General features: G+C 69.2%; 18 protein-coding genes and 4 pseudogenes. 5 read left to right on the forward strand and 17 right to left on the reverse strand.

Features of this window, described 5'->3' with window-relative positions; all coding sequences use genetic code 11:
- The first annotated feature begins 37 nt into the window (after positions 1-37).
- Positions 38-637, forward strand: coding sequence for a hypothetical protein (locus J1792_RS31930; protein ID WP_086566142.1), 600 nt, complete (start codon positions 38-40; stop codon positions 635-637).
- Positions 638-1087: 450 nt separating this feature from the next.
- Here the strand turns inward: J1792_RS31930 and J1792_RS31935 are convergent, their stop codons facing one another.
- The 10 genes and pseudogenes from J1792_RS31935 to J1792_RS31980 all read right to left on the reverse strand — a co-directional run bounded on the left by J1792_RS31935 (position 1088) and on the right by J1792_RS31980 (position 7860).
- Positions 1088-1411: a nuclear transport factor 2 family protein gene (locus J1792_RS31935; protein WP_179198721.1), complete on the reverse strand. Its 324-nt coding sequence runs from the start codon at positions 1409-1411 to the stop codon at positions 1088-1090.
- Between the two features lie 547 nt (positions 1412-1958).
- Positions 1959-2447 (reverse strand): DUF4265 domain-containing protein, encoded by a 489-nt coding sequence (locus tag J1792_RS31940; protein WP_242645945.1) that lies wholly within the window; start codon positions 2445-2447, stop codon positions 1959-1961.
- Between the two features lie 47 nt (positions 2448-2494).
- A pseudogene (locus J1792_RS31945) lies at positions 2495-3291 on the reverse strand (IS5 family transposase); the annotation flags it as partial.
- Between the two features lie 85 nt (positions 3292-3376).
- The gene (locus J1792_RS31950) at positions 3377-3781 is read right to left on the reverse strand and encodes a transposase (RefSeq protein ID WP_207248766.1); all 405 of its coding nucleotides are present in this window, start codon (positions 3779-3781) and stop codon (positions 3377-3379) included.
- 157 nt (positions 3782-3938) lie between these two features.
- Complete coding sequence (locus tag J1792_RS31955) at positions 3939-4700, reverse strand: MerR family transcriptional regulator (protein WP_207248758.1); 762 nt, start codon at positions 4698-4700, stop codon at positions 3939-3941.
- Between the two features lie 224 nt (positions 4701-4924).
- Positions 4925-5464: a nucleoside-triphosphatase gene (locus J1792_RS31960; protein WP_086566146.1), complete on the reverse strand. Its 540-nt coding sequence runs from the start codon at positions 5462-5464 to the stop codon at positions 4925-4927.
- A gap of 359 nt (positions 5465-5823) precedes the next feature.
- Positions 5824-6180, reverse strand: a pseudogene (locus J1792_RS31965) (hypothetical protein); the annotation flags it as partial.
- A 109-nt stretch (positions 6181-6289) separates the two neighbouring features.
- Entirely contained in the window at positions 6290-6799 is a 510-nt protein-coding gene (locus J1792_RS31970) for a hypothetical protein (protein ID WP_207248759.1), read from the reverse strand.
- 76 nt (positions 6800-6875) lie between these two features.
- Entirely contained in the window at positions 6876-7028 is a 153-nt protein-coding gene (locus J1792_RS31975; protein ID WP_179198723.1) for a hypothetical protein, read from the reverse strand.
- A 67-nt stretch (positions 7029-7095) separates the two neighbouring features.
- Entirely contained in the window at positions 7096-7860 is a 765-nt protein-coding gene (locus tag J1792_RS31980) for an SDR family oxidoreductase (RefSeq protein ID WP_207248760.1), read from the reverse strand.
- Between the two features lie 470 nt (positions 7861-8330).
- Between J1792_RS31980 and J1792_RS31985 the strand changes: the two genes are divergently transcribed.
- Both J1792_RS31985 and J1792_RS31990 read left to right on the forward strand, forming a co-directional pair.
- Complete coding sequence (locus J1792_RS31985) at positions 8331-9557, forward strand: M6 family metalloprotease domain-containing protein (RefSeq protein WP_207248761.1); 1227 nt, start codon at positions 8331-8333, stop codon at positions 9555-9557.
- A 487-nt stretch (positions 9558-10044) separates the two neighbouring features.
- A pseudogene (locus J1792_RS31990) lies at positions 10045-12640 on the forward strand (SpoIIE family protein phosphatase).
- Between the two features lie 26 nt (positions 12641-12666).
- Here J1792_RS31990 and J1792_RS31995 read toward each other — a convergent pair.
- The 3 genes and pseudogenes from J1792_RS31995 to J1792_RS32005 form a co-directional block, all read right to left on the reverse strand.
- Positions 12667-13155, reverse strand: coding sequence for a DUF4265 domain-containing protein (locus tag J1792_RS31995; RefSeq protein WP_242645945.1), 489 nt, complete (start codon positions 13153-13155; stop codon positions 12667-12669).
- A gap of 47 nt (positions 13156-13202) precedes the next feature.
- Positions 13203-13999, reverse strand: a pseudogene (locus J1792_RS32000) (IS5 family transposase); the annotation flags it as partial.
- Between the two features lie 103 nt (positions 14000-14102).
- On the reverse strand, positions 14103-15218 hold the full coding sequence (locus J1792_RS32005; RefSeq protein WP_207248762.1) for an FAD-dependent oxidoreductase: 1116 nt from the start codon (positions 15216-15218) through the stop codon (positions 14103-14105).
- A gap of 70 nt (positions 15219-15288) precedes the next feature.
- On the opposite strand from J1792_RS32005, the gene J1792_RS32010 reads away from it, so the two are divergent.
- A complete protein-coding gene (locus J1792_RS32010) occupies positions 15289-15969 on the forward strand; it encodes a TetR/AcrR family transcriptional regulator (protein WP_086566151.1) in 681 nt (226 codons plus the stop codon).
- Between the two features lie 173 nt (positions 15970-16142).
- On the opposite strand, the gene J1792_RS32015 is transcribed toward J1792_RS32010, so the two are convergent.
- The 4 genes from J1792_RS32015 to J1792_RS32030 all read right to left on the reverse strand — a co-directional run bounded on the left by J1792_RS32015 (position 16143) and on the right by J1792_RS32030 (position 19951).
- Complete coding sequence (locus J1792_RS32015; protein ID WP_143587540.1) at positions 16143-17042, reverse strand: MFS transporter; 900 nt, start codon at positions 17040-17042, stop codon at positions 16143-16145.
- Between the two features lie 379 nt (positions 17043-17421).
- Positions 17422-17952 carry a MaoC family dehydratase gene (locus J1792_RS32020; protein ID WP_086566154.1) on the reverse strand — a complete coding sequence of 177 codons (531 nt, stop codon included), beginning with the start codon at positions 17950-17952 and terminating at the stop codon, positions 17422-17424.
- A gap of 20 nt (positions 17953-17972) precedes the next feature.
- On the reverse strand, positions 17973-19214 hold the full coding sequence (locus J1792_RS32025) for an 8-amino-7-oxononanoate synthase family protein (RefSeq protein ID WP_086566155.1): 1242 nt from the start codon (positions 19212-19214) through the stop codon (positions 17973-17975).
- Complete coding sequence (locus J1792_RS32030) at positions 19211-19951, reverse strand: HpcH/HpaI aldolase/citrate lyase family protein (RefSeq protein WP_086566189.1); 741 nt, start codon at positions 19949-19951, stop codon at positions 19211-19213. Before J1792_RS32030 ends, J1792_RS32025 begins: the two co-directional genes overlap by 4 nt.
- Between J1792_RS32030 and J1792_RS32035 the strand changes: the two genes are divergently transcribed.
- On the forward strand, positions 19872-20204 hold the full coding sequence (locus J1792_RS32035; protein WP_086566190.1) for a VOC family protein: 333 nt from the start codon (positions 19872-19874) through the stop codon (positions 20202-20204). The two genes, J1792_RS32030 and J1792_RS32035, sit on opposite strands and share 80 nt — an antisense overlap.
- Positions 20205-20241 lie beyond the last annotated feature (37 nt).

Here is a 20241-nt window from a genome sequence, read left to right on the forward strand (position 1 = left end):
CGGCCGTCGGAGCCGGGCCGCACCACGGGGAACCACCATGGCCGTTCGCCACGTTTTCGCATCCGCGCTCGTCATCGCCGGCGCACTCGCCCTGACCGCCTGCGGGCCCGACGAGGACACCGGCGCATCCGGACCGTCGGCGACGCCGCCGCACAGCGCCACGGCCCAGCCGTCCGCCAAGTCATCTGCCGGGGGCGGGGACGTCAGAGGCAAGGGCAGCTGCCCCACACCCAAGCCCGGCCACAAGGTCATCTGGGTCAACAACGTCGAGGGCGCGATGAACAACGTCATCGCCAAGGACACCAAGATGGCCTGCGACCCGTCGTCGAACGCAGGAGCCTCCTACCACCCCGTGGGCGAACTGAAGACCTACACTCTGGACCCGAATGCCAGGTTCGTCCTCATCACCAAGGACGGCGGCGGCAAGATCCCCGGCCCCAAGGCGGGCCCCGGCAGCGGCGTCGCCCACGTGAAGACCTGCGCGGACCCGGACGGCAAGCAGTACGACGGCGGGCAGCAGAAGCAGAACCAGCAAAAGACGAAGGACGGGGAGTTCTGCTGGGGCATGAACTTCTACGACGTCACGGTGGGCTCCGACAACAAGATCACGGAGATGACCGAGGTCTTCTCGTCGTAGCCCCACCCGCATAACTGGGCCGCGACCGGGGCCGTCGCCCCGCACGGTGCAGCGGGGTCGGCGGCGACCGTGACGACCTCGGTTCCCACCACGGCCGGTTGTCCCACGCACGCCCGGCCGGACCTCACCACACTTGTGCGTGTGCACTATGACGAGGTCACCCGTCATCCCACAGGTCAGCGTCCGGAAGCGTGTGGCACGCCGGTGGATTGCTCTGCCGAGGTGGCGCCCAGCCAGGTGGCTGGGCGCCCTTCCGCTCCGTTGCACCCTGTTGCCGGGCCCGTGGGCCACGCAGTCTTACAGGTGCTCGGCGGGCAGGATCATCCCTGCCCTCCGGTGACAAGCCGCGTCCTGCACAGCATGGGCGCCTGCCCTCGTGCGCGGACAGCACTCAGCCGACTGAAATGTGCGAAGCCGTGCAGGACGCGAGCGGTTCCGCGGCCTCGACGGCTATGCCTGGCCCGTGTCGAAGCGGCTCACCTTGCCGTCGCTGACCGTGAACTTCCACTTGGTGCGCATCGCGCCCCACGTGTCGTTTCGGTACTCCGCCACCAGCGACAGGCCATCGTCCGATTCGGACTCGATGTCCATGTAGCCGTTGGAGGAGAAGACCTCTTTGGACGTCCAGTGACGCAGATCGCGGTCGGAGCCGTCGTCGGACATAGTCGCGTCCGGGGTAAGGGCTTCGAAGAACGCCTGCTCGTCGTTGGCGTTGAGGGCCATGACCAAGGCGCGCACGGCGGGGTCGGTGAGCTGGTCGGCGGGAATGGCCAAGATGCGTCTCCCGTAGGATCGGGGTGCCGTCGCGGGCAGTGAACCACGGCATGTCCCGGCCCCCACCGTGCCCGCGCCGAACGCGACGGATCTCCATCCGGGTGCCATGTGATCGCTTAGCCCGACCAGTCGTACCCCCTCCGGTCCTCGGTGCGGCCCGGCTCGTCAGGAAGTCGTCGAGAACTCATCCCGATGAAGTTCCAGCTGATCGTGACGGTGGACCACGAGGCGGACGCGGGCGGGAAAGAGCGCCTCCGCGAGTTGACCGTCGCCGCGCCGCCGCCCGGTACTCGCGGCGGAACGGTCGCTCTGGGCAGGCAGTGGAGCAGCCCGCCGCCGAGAGGAGCGGCGACGCGGTCGTCGCGCCACACCGGCCGGCCCGTCATCGTGACCACCTGCAGGCGCACCGTGTCGGTACTCCCCCGCGTGATTGCGGTGGGGTGGCGCCAGCCTCATGTCCGTCTTCCACCATGCGGGGATGACATGGCCCGACGCTCAAGGTCGGCTTCCGCCCCCCTAAGAACTCCTAACGGAATGATCTTTCGGGTCAGGAGTCGATCTCCCAGTGGAGGGCGCCGGCCTGGGCAAGGGGTTCCAATGCCTCGACGAAGGGCGCCTCATCCGAGCCAGGCGGGAGGTCCACGGCCAGGTAGGTGCCCTGAAGCCACTCATGTGGCAGGCCGGCGTCGACAGCCTTGCCGTGCAGAAGCTCGTGCACCTGGTCTCGGTCTGCGTGTTCCGCGACGAGTGCGACGCGAAGGGTCCGGTGGCCGGACTTGCGCACAACCCTGTTCACCAGGTGGTTGCTGTCGATGGTCACCACATCGCGGTAGCAGATTCCATAGGTGAAGAACGGCAGACAGGCCACCTCGAATGTGTCCTCGGTGAGCTGGCGGGTCCACAGCTGCTCGCGCCAGCCGTCCTGCCGGTCCGACAGATCGGCGTGGATCACGTAGTTGGTGGGGCCCCGGCCGATCGGGTCCTCGTGCGTGATGATGGTGATGGGGTGCCTCCCGGAGCTGGGTCCCGACTCCAAGATCCTGCAACAGCTGTCGCGGCCTCGATGCAGCGGGGCGTGTTCAGACGTCGCCAGCAGATCAGTGCACATCCGAGGGTCAGGAAAGCTTCGTGGATGTCGTCGCGGATCTCCCAGCGGATCCGCAGGCGGCGGAACCAGTGCAGGTGGGCGAACGCGCGCTCGACGACCCAGCGTTGAGTGCCCAGTCCGGAGCCGTGCTCGGTGCCCCGCCGGGCGACCAGCGGCTTCACTCCGAGCCCCCAGACCAGGCGTCGGTACTTGTCGTGGTCGTACCCGCGGTCAGCGAGAACGACATCGGGGCGCCGCCGCGGACGGCCGCGCTTGCCCCGCACGGGCGGCACCGCTTCCAAGAGCGGGATGAGCTGGGTGACGTCGTTGCGGTTCCCGCCGGTCAGCATGACGGCGAGCGGGATGCCGGTGGCGTCGGTGATCAGATGATGCTTGCTGCCCGTCCTACCCCGGTCAACAGGGCTTCGTCCCGTCTTGGGGCCCCTTTTAACGCCCGGATGTGGGAGCCGTCGACCGCCGCCCGGGAGAAGTCCAGCAGGTTCGCCCTGCGGAGTTCGGCCAGGAGAACCTCGTGGAGCCGGTGCCAGACGCCGGCCTCGGTCCACTCAGCCAGGCGGCGCCAGCACGTCATGCCCGAGCCGAAACCGAGCTCCTGCGGCAGGTGTTCCCATGCGATCCCGGTATGCAGCACGAACAGAATGCCCTGGAACACCAGCCGGTCCGGATGCCGCTTGCGCCCGGGATAGCGAGAGCGGCGCTCAACCTTCGGCAACAGCGGTTCGATCACCGCCCACAGCTCGTCCTCAACATGCCACGGCTTCGACCGAGCCACCCCACACCCCCGGATCGTCACTCCCGGAGCGATCCAACCACCTCGAAGATCATTCCGTTAGGAGTTCTAAGAGCTCGTAACACGATCATGGCCGGGTCTTCTTGAGTCCCCTCCAGCAGATGAGGCCGCAGGCCAGGGAAACGAGGGCGTCGTGCAGGTCAAGGCGCCTTTCCCAGCGGATGGCCAGGCGCTTGAAGTGGTGCAGGAGCGAGAAGGTCTGCTCGACGACGTAGCGCGGCTTGCCCAGGTCCTTGATGTTCGGGGCGCCCTTGCGGGAGATCACCGGCAGGACGCGGCGTCTGCGCAGTTCGCGGCTGTTGAGGTTGCTGTCGTATCCCTTGTCGCCGAGCAGGGCGTCAGGCCGGCGGCGTGACCTGCCTGGCTTTCCGGTGACGGGCGGGATGCCGTCGACCAGGGCCAGGGTCTGCGTGGCGTCGTTGACGTTGGCCGCGGTAGTGATGACCTTGAACGGGTCCCCTTCCCGTCGCAGATCAGGTGGTGTTTACTGCCCGTCTTCCCGCGGCCGACCGGCGACGGGCCGGTGGCCTCGGGCACCTCGCCCGGCCTCCGTTGCCGGGCGAGGTGCGCCTGTCGATACGACCGACATGAGCCGCCGTCACTGCGGGCCGGTGCCCCTAGTATTCGGCTCAGCTCAGCCGGGTCATGGCGTACGCCTCGATGGCGTCGCGCTGATAGGCGGCCAGGCCCGGCGCGATCGCCTCGTAGGCCGCGTGCCACGGCTCGTTGTCCACGCAAGAGCGTCCGAGCACCCGGAACTCCTCGGCGGAGACGGCACGCAGCTCGGTCAGTGCCCGGTACTGGGCATCGACCTCGGCCTGCACTTGGTCTGCGTCGGCGGGCAGACCAGCGGCCATGAGCTCGGCCAGACGAATCATCTGCGCGGTCCGCTGGCGGTGCGCCGCATCGACCTCGGCCTCGCTCATCGTCGAGAGGCGCCGCCGGTTGTCCTCGGCCAGCTCGGGGAAATCGCGCATACTCTCCTCGTACACGGCGGGCCGGACGCCCTCGAACAGGTTCTCCGGTCGGTTGATGCTGGTCATGGGGTTACCGTCCTTCCTGGACTGCTCCAGTTCGGTGATCGTGCGGGAGACGGTCCGGACCAGGGCGTCGAGGCGGTCCCGCTCGGCGAGCAGCCGGCCGCGGTGCCCGTGCAGGGCCTCCAGCTCGTCGACCTGCTCGGCCAGGATCCGGCCGATCTCGGGCAGCCCCACGCCCAGTTCCCGCAGCACCAGGATCTGCTGCAGTCGCAGGAGCTGCCGCTCCTCGTAGTAGCGGTGCCCGTTGGCGCCGATCCACGCCGGTGGCAGCACGCCGATCTCGTCGTAGTGCCGCAGCGTCCGGGCCGTCACGCCCGACATCCGGGCGACCTCCGCGGTCGGCCACGCCATCGCCGTCTCCCTCACGAATCGTTCCACCGGGCCGGTCTCTCCGGCCCTGTTCAGAACGGTAGAAGCTGCCGCAGCGGCAGTTTCAACCCCGGCATCCGGGCTTCTCCGACTCACGCCTACGGGCCACCCCCAGCGGTATTCACCGAGAACCGAGCCAGGATCATCTGCTGAAACCGTCGCGCAGACGGACCCCGTTGACGTGCACCGTCATCGTGGTGCCGGTGTCACCGGCTCTGCAGTCGTGCCGCCAATTTCGAGGGCAGGGTATCCCGGTTGGCCTGGCTGAGATGTATCACCTCCACGTCATCGCGCTCCTTGAGGGCGTCGGTGAACGGGTCCCGGTGCACGTGAACTGTGGCCACGAGGTCGACGGGAGCCTCGAGCAGGGAGCGGACCGTGTCCTGGAAGCCGGGACAGGAGAGCTCCATCCGGCCGAGTTCATCGATGAGGACGACAGGGTCAGGCAGGCCGCCGCCCGCGTCCCACCGGGACGACACCGCGCGCAGGGCGGGAAGGGCCAGCTCTTCCATGACGCCCAGGTCGACGCCGTAGCGTCCCACTCGAGGTGGCCCCGGGAAGTCGACATGGGCGAGCACCCCGTGTCGGCCGTCCAACGTGTCCAGCACGAAGCCGACCCGGGTGCCGCCTTCCCGCATCTCCCGGGTGGTGAAACCGGTGACCGTGCGATCGCTCAGCCCGTCGGCCAGCGCGCGGACCGCGGTCGTCTTGCCCACGCCGGGACGTCCCTCGATCAGAATCCTCATGGATCGTCCCTACCCGGCTTGACGGGCGCGGTGACGCACCGTCGTCGGCACTCGGCCGGACGAGTGGTTCCGGCGCGCGGATGGCCCGCGGCTGCAGCCTGGACGCCGTGGCGAGGAGGGTGCCCGATACGCACGAAGGGCATTCGTGCCGGGGGTACGTACATCGTCGACGTGCCGCTCGCCGGCACCCCCACCGCGGACCGGCCGCTGCTCGGGATGTGTCACTCCGCCCGCTGAGCACCGTCGGAAGCAGTGCGATCGAAAAAGCGTTTGCGGACGGGGCTGCGCTTGGACAGACGTTACGGCGGAACCCCCACCACTCCCACAACGGTGCTCCCGTCCACTCGTCCGCCGATCAGTTAAGCGTTTCGCGGGCCCTGTTGGCGCCCGGCCGGAGGTTTTGTGCGGTCGTCCGTGCCGGGTGAGCGGTCGAGGAGAAGCCGGCCGGCCCGGGCGCGGACCTCGGCTTGGGTGCGGCCGGGGTGGTCGGCGGCGAGGAAGTGGCTGCCGATGGCCATGCAGAAGGCGAGCAGGCTGCGGGCCTCGACCTCTTCCGGGTCGGGGCAGAACGTGCTGATCGCGTCACGCAGCAGCTGCATGCGCCGGTTGTCCACGCGGCGCAGTCGGTCGGCGACCGCCTGGTCGCGGCGTGCCCAGTCGCGGACGGCGAGGTCGATGGGCAGCAGTCGGTCGCCGGAGAAGGTGAGTTGCCCGGCGAGCCGCACCCTTTCCAGGGGAGTGTCGCTCTCCTGCTCGACAGCTCGGGATCCAGCATGCACCGGATCGTAGAATGCCGCCCGGCCACAGCGAGCAAGAACCGGATGGTCAGCTCCCTGCTTCTGCTGCCGACCGCTTGCTCAGGAACTGCTTCGCCGCCTCGACTGCTTCCCTGTTGAGTTCTTCGAAGGAGACTCCCCAGCTCGCTTCCCAGCCGTCCAGGTTGTGCGCGCAGTGGGCAAGTGGTTCCAGCTCTTCGGGGTAGCCGAGGTCGTAGGCGATGTCTGCCCAGATGAGGTGCGTGCCGGTGGCAGGGTCCAGGGATCCGTCGGCGATCTGACCGGCGACCCAGCAAGCCAGCGCCCACTGTGCGGCCCGGCGGTCAGCGGGCGGGTGAAAGAGCAGCCCCAACTCTTCCAGCACCTGGTCGAAGAGGGGCGGCGCTTCGGGCTCCTCGCTCCGGAGGAGCCCGGCAAGCATGGCGAGGGTTGGGCTCTCAACTCCGGCCATCAGCGCGTCCAGTCCCGCCTGGATGAGCCGGTCAGACCCGACATCCCTACCGAATGCCCTCTCGCGCGCGATATGGCTGAGCTGCTTGAGGGCGTCATCGCGGGTCATCAGAGTCTTTCTTTTTTCGGTCGGCGTCGGGGAGAGGAAGGCTCGCACACGCGCCGACGCTGCCGCATCGTGCCGCTCAGGCGAAAGCAAAGGCGAGGACGAGCAGCACAACGAGAAGGGCGAACGTCTCCCACCGGGTCGCACGCCTGAGCGTGCGCAGCGACGCGGGCCTCCCGGACCGCGAGGCCGGTGATTGGCTGGGGGCGTCATCGGACGTGTCGTCGCTCACGCCCCCATGCTAAGGCGTGCCCGACGGGGTGACCCCAGTAGGGCGGCGGGGATCGGCCTTGGCGCGCTCAGCCGGAGGTGCTGGTGGCAGTCGCAGAAGTGCTCATGGCCTCGAAGTGGAAGGCGTTGATGTAGCAGTCGCGTGGCTGCTGTATGGCGAAGCTGATGCAGTCGATCACCGACTGCGCGGCCAGGGGGTCATGCGCACCACGCGGGGTGGCGCTCCATTCAGTGGACAGAGGGTCGCGGCTGCTGTCGAAGTCCGGCGGGAACAGGGAGATCACGCGCACACCCTGGGGTCGCAGGCGATGGGAAAGGGCTTCGGTAAAGCCGCGTTGGGCGTGCTTGGCTGCGTAGTACGCCTCGTGGGCCCTGGGGTGGTGAGCGCCGGGCACGCCGCAGATGGAAACCATGGTGACCACGTCGGGGCGGTCGGAGGCGAGCAGCAGGGGCAGCAGGTTCTTGGTGACCAGGATGGTCCCGGTGCCGCCAGAGGCGAGGGTGTCGGCCACGTCCTCGTCGGAGGCCGACAGCAGATCCGGGCCCTCCAGCCAGCGGGCGCCGTTGATGACCAGGACGTCGACGCGGTCGGTACATTGGGCGACCGCCTTGGCGAAGGCGCGGATCGCGGCGGGGTCGGTCAGGTCGCAGGCGAAGGCATGGACCTTCTCGTGGCCGCGGTCGAGGATTTCGGCGCGGGTGCGTTCGGCTGCTTCCAGGGTCCGGGCGGCAAGGAAGACTTCGGCGCCGAGGCCGGCGAAGTGGTGGGCGAGGGCGCGGCCGAAGTCGCGGCCGGCGCCGGTGATGACCATGCGGCGGTCGATGAGGCTCATGACGTGCTTTCGATCCGTGCGAGTGGGGGACGGGGGCGTGCGACCCTGCTGTCCCGTCCCTCCGGTAGCCAGTACGGCGCGGCCATCCGACATGAAAATCTCCTCATGAACGCAGGTTTCCGGGCTGCCGTGAGGACCGCCTTCGGTGCACAACAGCCTGGCTTCTAAACCTAGGTTGAGGTCCAGCGCACATGACTCACATCACATCCCGGCGCGACCCCGCCTCCGCTCACGCCGCACCGACGGCTCCTTGCGCAGGGCCGTGAGTTCCACGCGCTCCGCCGTAGTGAGCCGAGTCGTCGCCCTCACAGAGAGCCGCGAACAGACGGCCGCCCCCCTCGGCACGCTGCCACTCCCTCAGCACACTGCCGCCCCCACCTCCGCTGAACGCCACGCCGCCACGCCGCCCATGAGAAGGTTTCGGCCACCCGGGCCTCGAAGTCCGGATCACTCCCCCACGGAGACACATCATGAGTTTTTCACTCGGGACGTGGCGTCCGCGCGTCGCGGTGCCCGTACTCGCCCTGTCCGTCCTGCTCGCCTTGCTTGCCCTGGTCATCGTCCCCGCCGAACCCGCTCATGGGTCCAACGGAAGCACCTCGACATGTGCGCTCCAAGGGACGACCGGCTACACCGACGAGGGCCGGCAAACCGACTACACCCGCTTCCAGAACCCGGTGGGCACCAAGCGCGTGGGCGTGATCTACGTGGACTTCCCCGACGCCACCGGGACGTCCCTGCCTCTCACGCCCTACTACAACCAGATATCCGGCGCCGCCGACTGGATGTGGCGGGCATCCAACGGCAAGACCTGGCTGGACCTGAGGGCCCCGTACGGCAACTGGGTGCGCATGCCGAAGAACTCCACCGACTACAACTGGGCACGCGGGTTCTCCTGGGACACACACCGGAAATATGTGAAGGACGCGCTCACCGGTGCCGCCGCCGGAGGTGTCGACATCGCTGACTACGACATGTTCTACATCGTGCCGACCAGCACCGCGGCAGCGATCTCTCACACCCCCACCTGGGTCCAGGACCCCGCCAACCCGACCTGGGTCTGGAACAAGGCGACGAACGCCTGGGTGGCGATCAAGTGGGCGGTGACTTTCGGGCAGGACATGTGGCACTGGGGCTACAAAGTCGCCGATCACGAGACCGGCCACACCTTCGGCCTGCCGGACCTCTACGCCTTCAAGGGCGATCAGCACCAGTACGTCGGCGGCTGGGACGTCATGGGCAACGTGAGCGGCCGGGCCCCTCAGTTCCTCGGCTGGCACGCGTGGAAGTTCGGATGGATCACCGACAGCCAGGTCTCCTGTCTGTCCACGGCGCACACGTACTCCACCACCCTGAACGGAGTGGAGTACGGAGGCGGCGGCTACAAGCTGGCGGTGATCAAGACCAGCGCCACCACGGCCTACGTCGCCGAGTCCCGCAAGGCCGCCGACAACGACTCCAACGCCTGCGCCACCGGCGTACTGATCTACAAGGTCGACACGTCCGCCACCACCGGCAACGGACCGATCCGCGTGGTGAGCAACCCCGACGCCGCCGCACCCACCGGGAACTGCACCACACTGGACATGCAGACCTGGAAACCCGGCCAGACGTTCCAGGACGACACCGCCCGCATCCGGATCCACGTGAACAGCTCCGACGCGTACAACGACACCGTCTGGACGTACAAGTGGTGACCGCGTAGCCCGGGACGCTTCTGGTCCACGGGCGGTGTGGCCGGCGCGGCATGTGCCGGCCACACCGCCCCTGGACGTCTCCAGCCGCACGGACGGGGAACCGCGCGTCGTGCCGTTCATCATCCCGGCGGACGTGGACCGGCACGAGAGGAGCCCAAGGGGTACAGGGCCCTCGTCGCACTGACGTTTCCTCAGGTCAGGAACTCAGCTGAGTCAGATCAGCAAAAGGTCGGCAAGGGACCGTGACGGCGGCCAGATGGAGTTGCAGCGCCGGCAGATACGACCTGCGCCGGAGCCACCCCTCGTGCAGCCGTGCGATGCCACGGCGTGGTGTGCGTCGTCGCCGCCGCACGGGGCGGTAGAGATGGCGCATGGCCCGCTTCCCGGGCCGCTCCTCACGTGAGCGGCGACAGCGCCGCCAGGCTCGTGGGAGCCGTCGGCGCGGCGCACGGGACCGTTGGCGAGCGTTCGCAGCGTCGCCGGTCAGATGTTCGTGCTGCAGGTACTGATCGTCGTCGTGCTTGTTCGTGGCCGCCGTGGTGATATTGGTGCTCAAGGCACGCACCGACAGGTTCCAGGCGGCGCGCGCCCGCTCGCTGGCAGCCGCCGCGTCCTTCGCTCACGGGCCCACCCTGCCGGCCGCGATGCGAGGTCCCGATCCGAGTGCGGTGCTCCAGCCGCTGGCCGAGAGCGCCCGCCGGGCAGCCGGAGTCGACTTCATCGTCGTGATGAACAGGGACGGCATCCGCTACACGAGCCCCAGGCCCGACTGGATCGGCAAGAAGTTCGTCGGCACCATCGGACCGTCGCTCGACGGCCACGTCACCATCGAGCAGGTCCGCGGCCCCATGGCGGCAGAAGTGCAGGCCGTCGTCCATGTGTCGGACGGCGGCAGGGTCGTGGGCATGGTGTCGGCCGGCCTCAACCCCGGCAAGGTGAGCAGCACGATCAACCGACAGCTCCCGGTGGTCCTCGGTGCCGGTGCCGCCGCGCTCGGCCTGGCGACGGCCGGGACGGCCCTGGTGAGCAGGCGGCTGCGGCGGCAGACCCACGGCCTGGACCCCGCCGAGATGACGCGGATGTACGAGCACCACGACGCCGTACTGCACGCGGTGCGCGAAGGTGTGGTCATCGTCGGCGGCGACGGTACGGCCCTGCTCGTCAACGACGAGGCGCGTCGTCTCCTCGGACTCCCCACGGACGCGGAGGGCCGCCCCGTCTCCGCTCTCGGCCTCGACCCCCGGATGACGGACCTGCTCGCCTCAGGCCGTGCGGTCACCGACGAGGTGCTGCCGGTCGGCGGTCGGCTGCTGGCGGTGAACAACCGGCCCACCTACCCCGATGAGGACGCCGGCGGCAGCGTGGCCACGCTGCGCGACTCCACCGAGCTCCGCGAACTCACCGGAAGGGCCGAGGTGGCCCGGAGCCGGCTGCGGCTGCTGTACGAGGCGAGTGTGGCCATCGGCACGACCCTGGACGTCACGCGCACGGCCGAGGAGCTCACCGAGGTGGCCACACATTGGTTCGCCGACTACGCCTCCGTCGACCTCGCCGATCCCGTCCTGCGCGGCGACGAGCCGCCCCTCGGCTCGTACCCGCAAGCACCGGAGCTGCACCGGGTGGCGGTCACCGGCGTCTACGGTGGCCCCCCCGCTCTACCAGGTGGGCGAGGTCTACGCGTACCACCCGAGCACCCCCATGGCCGGGTTCTCGTCAGCGGACGCCCCGTGCTGGTGCCCGACGTGTCGGCCGCCGCCGAATGGCGCGCGGGCGATCCCGAACGCACCCGGAAGATCCTGGAGCTCGGCCTCCGCTCACTCATCACCGTGCCGCTCACGGCACGCGGGGTCCTGATGGGCGTCGCCAACTTCTGGCGCACGGCCGACAACCCTCGCCTCGACCAGGACGACCTGGTCCTGGCCGAGGAGCTGGCGGCGCGGGCGGCCGTCTGCGTCGACAACGCCCGCCGTTTCACCCGCGAGCACGCCATGGCGGTCACTCTGCAACGCAGCCTGCTCCCCCGCGGGCTGCCCGAACAGAACGCCCTCGACGTCGCCCATCGCTATCTGCCCGCCCGGAGCGGGGTGGGCGGCGACTGGTTCGACGTCATCCCGCTCCCTGGCGCCCGCGCCGCCCTCGTCGTCGGCGACGTCGTCGGACACGGCCTGCACGCCGCCGCCACCATGGGCCGGCTGCGCACCGCCGTACAGAACTTCGCCTCCCTCGACCTGCCCCCGGATGAACTCCTCGGCCATCTCGACGAGCTTGTCAGCCTCATCGACTACGACACGGCCCCGGCGGGGGACGAACCCGCCGTCGCAGGCGCCACCTGCCTGTACGCGATCTACGACCCCACCGACGGGATCTGCACCCTGGCCCGCGCCGGCCACCCTCTCCCCGCGCTCGTCCGCCCCGACGGCACCGTCGATTTCCCCGAGCTCCCCGCGGGACCGCCGCTCGGCCTGGGCGGCCTGCCCTTCGAAGCGGCGGAACTGCGCCTGCCCGAGGGCAGCGGCCTCGTTCTCTACACCGACGGTCTCATCAGGGGACGCGAGCGCGATATCGGCAGCGGCCTGGCGGTTCTCAGGACGGTCCTGGGGGTGCCCGGCCGTGCGCCCGAGGAGACCTGCGAGGCTGTGCTGGAGGCCCTCCCTCCCGACCGTCGAAGCGACGACATCGCCCTCCTCGTATCCCGCACCCGCCGCATGGACGCCGACCGGATCGCCGCATGGGACGTCCCCTACGAGCCCTCCGCCGTGGCCGGGGCCCGCGCCGACATCACGCGGCAACTGACCGAGTGGGGTCTGGAGGAGGCGGTCTTCACCACGGAGCTGATCGTCAGCGAACTGATCACCAACGCCATCCGTCACGCTGCCGGCCCCATCGGCGTCCGCCTCCTCTACGACCGCACCCTGATCTGCGAGGTCTCCGACACCAGCAGCACCTCGCCCCACCTGCGCTACGCCGCCGACGAGGACGAGGGCGGGCGCGGCCTCTTCCTCGTCTCTCAGCTCTCCGACCGCTGGGGCACCCGGTATCACACCCGGGGCAAGATCATCTGGGCGGAGCAAGCGCTGCCTTAGAACTCCTAACGGAATGATCTTTCGGGTCAGGAGTCGATCTCCCAGTGGAGGGCGCCGGCCTGGGCAAGGGGTTCCAATGCCTCGACGAAGGGCGCCTCATCCGAGCCAGGCGGGAGGTCCACGGCCAGGTAGGTGCCCTGAAGCCACTCATGTGGCAGGCCGGCGTCGACAGCCTTGCCGTGCAGAAGCTCGTGCACCTGGTCTCGGTCTGCGTGTTCCGCGACGAGTGCGACGCGAAGGGTCCGGTGGCCGGACTTGCGCACAACCCTGTTCACCAGGTGGTTGCTGTCGATGGTCACCACATCGCGGTAGCAGATTCCATAGGTGAAGAACGGCAGACAGGCCACCTCGAATGTGTCCTCGGTGAGCTGGCGGGTCCACAGCTGCTCGCGCCAGCCGTCCTGCCGGTCCGACAGATCGGCGTGGATCACGTAGTTGGTGGGGCCCCGGCCGATCGGGTCCTCGTGCGTGATGATGGTGATGGGGTGCCTCCCGGAGCTGGGTCCCGACTCCAAGATCCTGCAACAGCTGTCGCGGCCTCGATGCAGCGGGGCGTGTTCAGACGTCGCCAGCAGATCAGTGCACATCCGAGGGTCAGGAAAGCTTCGTGGATGTCGTCGCGGATCTCCCAGCGGATCCGCAGGCGGCGGAACCAGTGCAGGTGGGCGAACGCGCGCTCGACGACCCAGCGTTGAGTGCCCAGTCCGGAGCCGTGCTCGGTGCCCCGCCGGGCGACCAGCGGCTTCACTCCGAGCCCCCAGACCAGGCGTCGGTACTTGTCGTGGTCGTACCCGCGGTCAGCGAGAACGACATCGGGGCGCCGCCGCGGACGGCCGCGCTTGCCCCGCACGGGCGGCACCGCTTCCAAGAGCGGGATGAGCTGGGTGACGTCGTTGCGGTTCCCGCCGGTCAGCATGACGGCGAGCGGGATGCCGGTGGCGTCGGTGATCAGATGATGCTTGCTGCCCGTCCTACCCCGGTCAACAGGGCTTCGTCCCGTCTTGGGGCCCCTTTTAACGCCCGGATGTGGGAGCCGTCGACCGCCGCCCGGGAGAAGTCCAGCAGGTTCGCCCTGCGGAGTTCGGCCAGGAGAACCTCGTGGAGCCGGTGCCAGACGCCGGCCTCGGTCCACTCAGCCAGGCGGCGCCAGCACGTCATGCCCGAGCCGAAACCGAGCTCCTGCGGCAGGTGTTCCCATGCGATCCCGGTATGCAGCACGAACAGAATGCCCTGGAACACCAGCCGGTCCGGATGCCGCTTGCGCCCGGGATAGCGAGAGCGGCGCTCAACCTTCGGCAACAGCGGTTCGATCACCGCCCACAGCTCGTCCTCAACATGCCACGGCTTCGACCGAGCCACCCCACACCCCCGGATCGTCACTCCCGGAGCGATCCAACCACCTCGAAGATCATTCCGTTAGGAGTTCTTAGCGGGACCTACCGGGACGACCCGGGGGCTGCATTCAGCCAGGTTGGAAGAATGCGAGCATTCTCTGGCCGGCGTCCGGCGACATCAGGATTTCCTGAACGTGTGCGGACTGCCGGCCGGCGGTGCTGGTGCGTTCGAACATCTCGCGTTCGTATTCCTTGACGGCGGCGGGAAAGTCGTCCGGGTGCGCGGCCAGCGCGAGGCCGAGCAGGGCGCCGTCGAGCAGCGCCATGTTGGCGCCCTGCCCCACCGGCGGCATCAGGTGCGCGGCGTCGCCGAGCAGTGTGACGTCCGGCCTCGACGGCCAGGTCAGGCCGACAGGGAGGGTGGTGATCGGCCGTTGCAGGACCGTGTCGTCGCAGGCGGCGATCAGCGCGGTGAACCGTGGGTCCCAGCCGGTGAACAGGTCGATCAGCCGCGCCCGGGCGGCGGCCGGGTCGTCGAACGGGATCCTGCTGGTCGCGAACCAGTCCTCGGCGGTGTGGTGGAAGCTGAGGTAGATGCGTACGCGGCCGTCGCCGTTGCGCTGCGCCGACAGGGATTGTCCGTCGCCGAGCACCCAGTAGTTGCCTCGTCCAATCATCGTCGCGAGGTCGGGGTGGGTGCGGTCGATGTCGGGAATGCAGAGCTCGACGACGTTTTGGCCGGTGTGCGCTGGGCGGGCGTCGGTGAGAAGCGCGCGGACCCGGGAGTTCGCGCCGTCGGCGCCGACCAACAGGTCATACGTCGCGCTACTGCCGTCGGCGAAGTGCAGCAGGCCGTGGTCGGCGTGCTCGAACGCGTGCCCCCAACGCACCGCGTGCTCGGGCAGCGAATCCAGCAGCAGGTTGCGCAGATCGGCACGGTCGACCTCAGGTCGCTCGAGTGGGGCGTCGTCGGGCGTGTCCTCCTGGAGCAGCAGGGTGCCATCCGGCTCGAGAAGTCGCAGGTCCTGGCCTTCGCGACGGGCGATCGCGTGGAACTGGTCGATCAGGCCGGCCTCGCGCAGCGCCCGCTGCCCGGTCCCGGAGTGCAGGTCGAGCATGCCGCCCTGACCGCGCGCGCCGCGTGACGGTTCGCGTTCGTACACGACGGCGTCTATGCCGTTCACGTGCAGCACACGGGCGAGAGCCAGGCCGCCGAGGCCGGCTCCGACGATGGCGATGGTCATGACTGCCTCTCCTCGATACACCGTATTGATCGATACACTGTATCGCGCGATGCGATGTATTGTTAGCCGCATGTTGGTGTGGGAGAGGCCGGAGCCACCGAATCGACCCGTGCCGTCCCCGCTGAACCGAGAGCGGATCGTGCGAGCGGCGATCCAGTTGGCCGACGCGGACGGCCTGGAGGCGGTGTCGCTGCGCAAGGTCGCCGCCGTGCTGGGCGTCGGGCCGATGCGGCTGTACAGCTACATCGCCAGCAAGGACGAGTTGCTCGACCTGATGGTCGACGCGGTCCACGCCGAGATCCGGCCGGTCGGAGACGGCTGGCGGGAGGTACTGCGATCTCTTGCCGAAACCACCCGGCAAGCCGCTCACGAGCACGAATGGCTCGCCGATCTGCTCGGTGGGCGACCGCGGCTCGGGCCGCACGCGCTGGCCAGGGGGGAGGCCGTGGTGGCCGCGCTGGGCGACGTTGATCTGGACGCCATCATGCCGGTGGTCACCGCGGTCGACGCGTACGTGATCGGCGCGGTGCGCCGGGAGATCGCCGAACGGCGTGCCGAGCGGGCCACCGGGATGGACGAGAAGCAATGGCAGGCCTCACTCGGGCCCTATCTGGAGCGGACCTTCGCCACCGGCCGATTCCCCGCGCTGGCCACGGTGGTGCGCGATGCCGCCCACCTGGACGCCGACCACACCTTCCGGATCGGCCTCGACTTCCTGCTCGACGGCATCGAAGCCCGCATCTCACGGTGACGCGCGGCCGAAGGACCGGACCGGTACCGCACATAGCACCAGGTCGGCGCCGACGCGTTGAGACGACGCAAAAGGCCGCGGGCCCTCAGCCACGAGTGTCCTCCGGCCGACGCTGAGCGGGCCGCTTCCCAGGCCCGTCGCGACGAGGCTTCCGTACGGCCGTCGTCCGACGCTCACCCGGTCCGGGCGTGCTCACGCTCTCCGGCGGCCGGCGTCGCCCGCCGCAGTCGCCGGGCCGTCATCAGACCGGCGAGTGCCGCCGCAGCAGCCCAGCAGCCGGCCCACCCCAGGGCCGCCCGTGGGCCCCACAGGTCCACCACTTTGCCCGCCGTCGCGGAGCCGATGGAGATGCCGATGCCCATCGAAGTGGTCACCAGGGCCATGCCCTCGGTGAGCCGGTGCCGGGGCACATAGCGCTCGACCGCCGAGAACCCGGCGATCAGCGCCGGGGCCATGGTCAGCCCCAGCAGGACCGCCGCGGGGAACAGGAAGGCGACTCCGGGCGCAACGGCGAACACCAGAGTGCCGCCTGTGAACAGCGGCAGCGTGGCGGCCAGTCGACGCTCCGGCGGTGACGACCACGGGCGGGCGTCGTACCAGAGACCGGCCACGGCACTGCCCAGCGCGAGCAGCCCCAGAACCCAACCGCTCGCCGCCTTCGCGCCGTGCTCCTCCGTGAACGCCACGACACCCAGGTCGATGATGCTCCCGGCCGTGCCCGCGGCGATGAACGTGACCATCAGCAGGGGGAGACCGGGCGCCGTCAGGGCGGTGCCGCGCCCGTGCCGCCCCGCGTCGGCGACCGGCGGCTCGGTACCCGGCTGGAGGGCCAGCGCCGTCTGGCCGGCGACGGTGCAGACCAGGGCCAGTACCAGCCCCGCCATGGGGTCGACACCCGTGACCAGCACGGCCACCGCGATGGGGCCGGCGACGAGGATCACCTCGTCCACCACCGACTCGAACGCCAGGGCGGCGTGCAGCAGCGGCGATCCATGCAGCAAGTGGCTCCAGCGTGCGCGGACCAACGAGCCGATCGCCGGCATGGTGCCGCCCGAGAGTGCGGAGAACAGCACCAGACCACGCCGGGCCACCCCACTGGACGGCGGCGAGGAACCCCGCCCGGCTCGCCGCGTTGGCGAGCGTGGTGACGGCGAGCACCCTGCTCTGCCGCTGCCGGTCCATACGGCGGCTGAGCAGGGGGCTGACCATCGAGTACGTGAGCGCGTACGAGGCCGACACCAGGCCGGCCAGACCGTACGAGCCCGTGACCGAGGAGACGAGGAAGACGGTGCCCAGCACCGTCATCAGGTGCGCCAGCCGCGCCACGAACCCCGCCGCCACGAAGCCGGGTGCCCCGGGGACGGAGAGGATCTTGCCGTAGGGGGTTGTCCATGGGTGTCCGCAGCCCGTCACTAGCCGGCCGGTGGCCCGTCCGTGGTCGATGAGTTGCTGTCAGTAGCCTGTCAGGTCGCCGATGTCCTTGGCCCGTGTCGGCACGAGGAAGCTTCGCTCAAAAGTCAGCACCACCTCTCCGGTCGACTTGCTCCCGGTCGTACGACAGCTCACGATGCCCTCTCCGGGGCGGCTCCGGGAGAGGCGCCGGGAGAGGATCTCGCTCTCCGCGTAGAGCGTGTCGCCGGTGAACACCGGGGCGGGCAGCCGGATGCGCTCCCACCCCAGGTTCGCGATGGCGCGGCCGCTCGTGCTGCGCGCCGCCATGCCGCCCACGATGCTCAGCGTCACCAGGCTGGAGACCAGCGGACGGCCCCACTGGGTGTGGGCGCAGTACGCCGCGTCGATGTGCAGCGGCGCGGCGTTCATGCTGAGCATGCTCATCAGGACGTTGTCCATCTCGGTGACCGTGCGGCCCGGCCGGTGCTCGAAGACGTCGCCGACGGTGAAGTCCTCGAAATGAAAGCCGACCTGCTCCCGGTACCGCTGCTCGCCCACCCGCCGGTAGCCGGTGATCGCCGGCTCGTCCATGCTCGCCTTCTTTCTCTGGCTCAGTGGTCCGCGCCGGTGACGTCCTTGACGTCCTCCACGAAGGCGGCGATCTGTTCCCGGGCGAGGTCGGCCCGGAGCATGATCCGCAGGCCGGCCTCACCGCGCGGGACGATCGGGAAGAACACCGCGGAGCTGTAGTAGCCGCGCCGGTACAGTTCGGCTGAGAGCTTCCCCGCCCGGTCTGCGTCCCCGACGTCGATCCGGCGTACGGGCAGGCCGTTGCCCGCGTGCGCGGTGGGGAACAGCTCGTCGAAGTAGTCGATGTTGTCCTGGTGGCGGCGCTGCAGCTCGCCGAGTTCGGGAGAGCGGTGCAGCGCGGCGGAGGCGAGGGCCGCGCCGACGATGGGAATCTCCATGTTCGACGACCAGCCGACCGGCCCCGCATGGCGCATGAGCAGGCTCTGGGCCCGCCGGTCGCCCAGCATCGCCACCGCCCCGCTGCCGCAGCCGAACCCCTTGCTCAGGGTCGCCACGATGATGGTCAGGGGATTGACGCCGAGATGGGAGCGGACGTAGCCCTCGCCGTGCTCGCCGAAGATGGACAGCCCGTGGGAGTCGTCCAGGTAGAGGAAGAGCCCGTAGCGCTCCTGGAGTTCCCGCAGCCCGTCCAGGGCGGCCGCGCCGCCCATGGAGTACGCGCCGTCCGCGACGTAGGCGACGTTCGGATACCTGCGGCAGACGTCCTCGAGGTAGTCGAGGTCGTTGTGCGGGCTGGTCAGCACCAGTGTCTCGTCCGCGCAGATCGGCTTCACGTACGCCATGGAGAAGTGGCACATCCGGTCGAAGACCATCACCCGCGGGCCGCCCGGGGCCAGATGGCCGGAGGCCAGGAGCGGCAGGATGCCGGCGGTGAGCACGCTGCAGGTGACGCCGGGCAGGATGAACGCGCCGAACAGTTCGCCGAGTTCTTCCTCCAGGCGGAACAGCAGGTCGTGCCGGATGCGCGTGTTGGCCAGCGAGAGGCCCAGGCTGCGGGCCTCCTCCAGTGCGTCGATCGCTCCCTGCACCACCTTGGGGTGGTAGTTCAGACCCAGGTAGGAGCACGAGCACATGTTGATGAATTCATGACCGGTTTCGCGGACGAACAGCCGGTTGTTCGATTCGGCTTCGACGTGGATGTCGATCAGGCCGTGGTCCGCGGCGGCCTGCCAATAGGGGTCGGAGGAGGCCAGCAGTTTCTCGCTGTTGCGGTACTGCCGAGGTCCTTGCCAGTTCTGGATTTCGTGCGCTTCGGTGCTCACTGCTGACTCCCGCTTACCGAGGGATAGACGGACGGTTCAGTCGTGCCGAATTCTTCGACCAGCCGTCGGGCCGCCTCGAAGAACGGGGTTCCCACCATCGCGCCGTCCACGACTGCGATGCCGTCGCCGCTCGCCCTGCCCGCCGCGACGACCCTGCGGGCCTTCTCCAGCAGTTCGGCATCGGGCGAGAACGCTTCGTTGATGACGGGCACTTGACGGGGGTGCACGGCGATCTTCCCGCTGAACCCGAGGTCCCGGGAGAGCGCTGCCTCGCACTTCAGTCCGGTGGCGTCGGCGAACGCGAAGAAGGGGGCGTCCACCACGTCGATGCCCGCGGCCCGGGCGCTGTTGACCAGCCGGGCGCGGGCATGGAGCAGAGGATCCCAGGCGAGCCGGGCCCCTATGTCGAACGAGTAGTCGGCAGCGCCGAAGATCAGTGCGCGCAGCCGAGGCGACGCGGCGGCGATCCGGCCGGCGTTCTCCAGTCCCCGTGGCGTCTCCACCACGGCGAAGAACTGGGTCTCGGGGCAGGATCCGTGCAGGACGCGCTCGACGATCTCGATGTCGCGCGCCGACTCCGCCTTGGGGATCACGACGACGGCCGGTTTGACGGCATAGTGCCGCAGGGCCAGCAGATCACGCAGCCCGTCCGGCTCTATTACGGAGTTGATACGCGAGGTGACCGGACACCCACTGGATCCCGAGGACGAACCGGGTGACGACGAGACCGAGATCATGCTGCCCGGCGGCCCGGCTTTGCACTTCAACGAGGTTCCGGAGCCGAAGTCGGCCAAGAACAGGCTCCATCTGTGCCTGCGCCCGGACACCTCGCGGGACGCAGAGGTTGAGCGGCTGCTGAAGCTGGGTGCCTCCCTGGTCGCCGATCGCCGCAAGCCCGACGGCTGGGGCTGGGTCGTTCTCGCCGACCCGGAGGGCAACGAGTTCTGCATATCGCTGGCCGAATCCGAGCGGGCCGCGTTGTCCTCATGACCTCACCCCTTGCTCAAGCCCAGCGTCAGCCCCGCGA

Origin of the sequence: Streptomyces triculaminicus, from assembly GCF_017349075.1 — a bacterium.
In the GTDB taxonomy this organism is placed as follows: domain Bacteria; phylum Actinomycetota; class Actinomycetes; order Streptomycetales; family Streptomycetaceae; genus Streptomyces; species Streptomyces triculaminicus.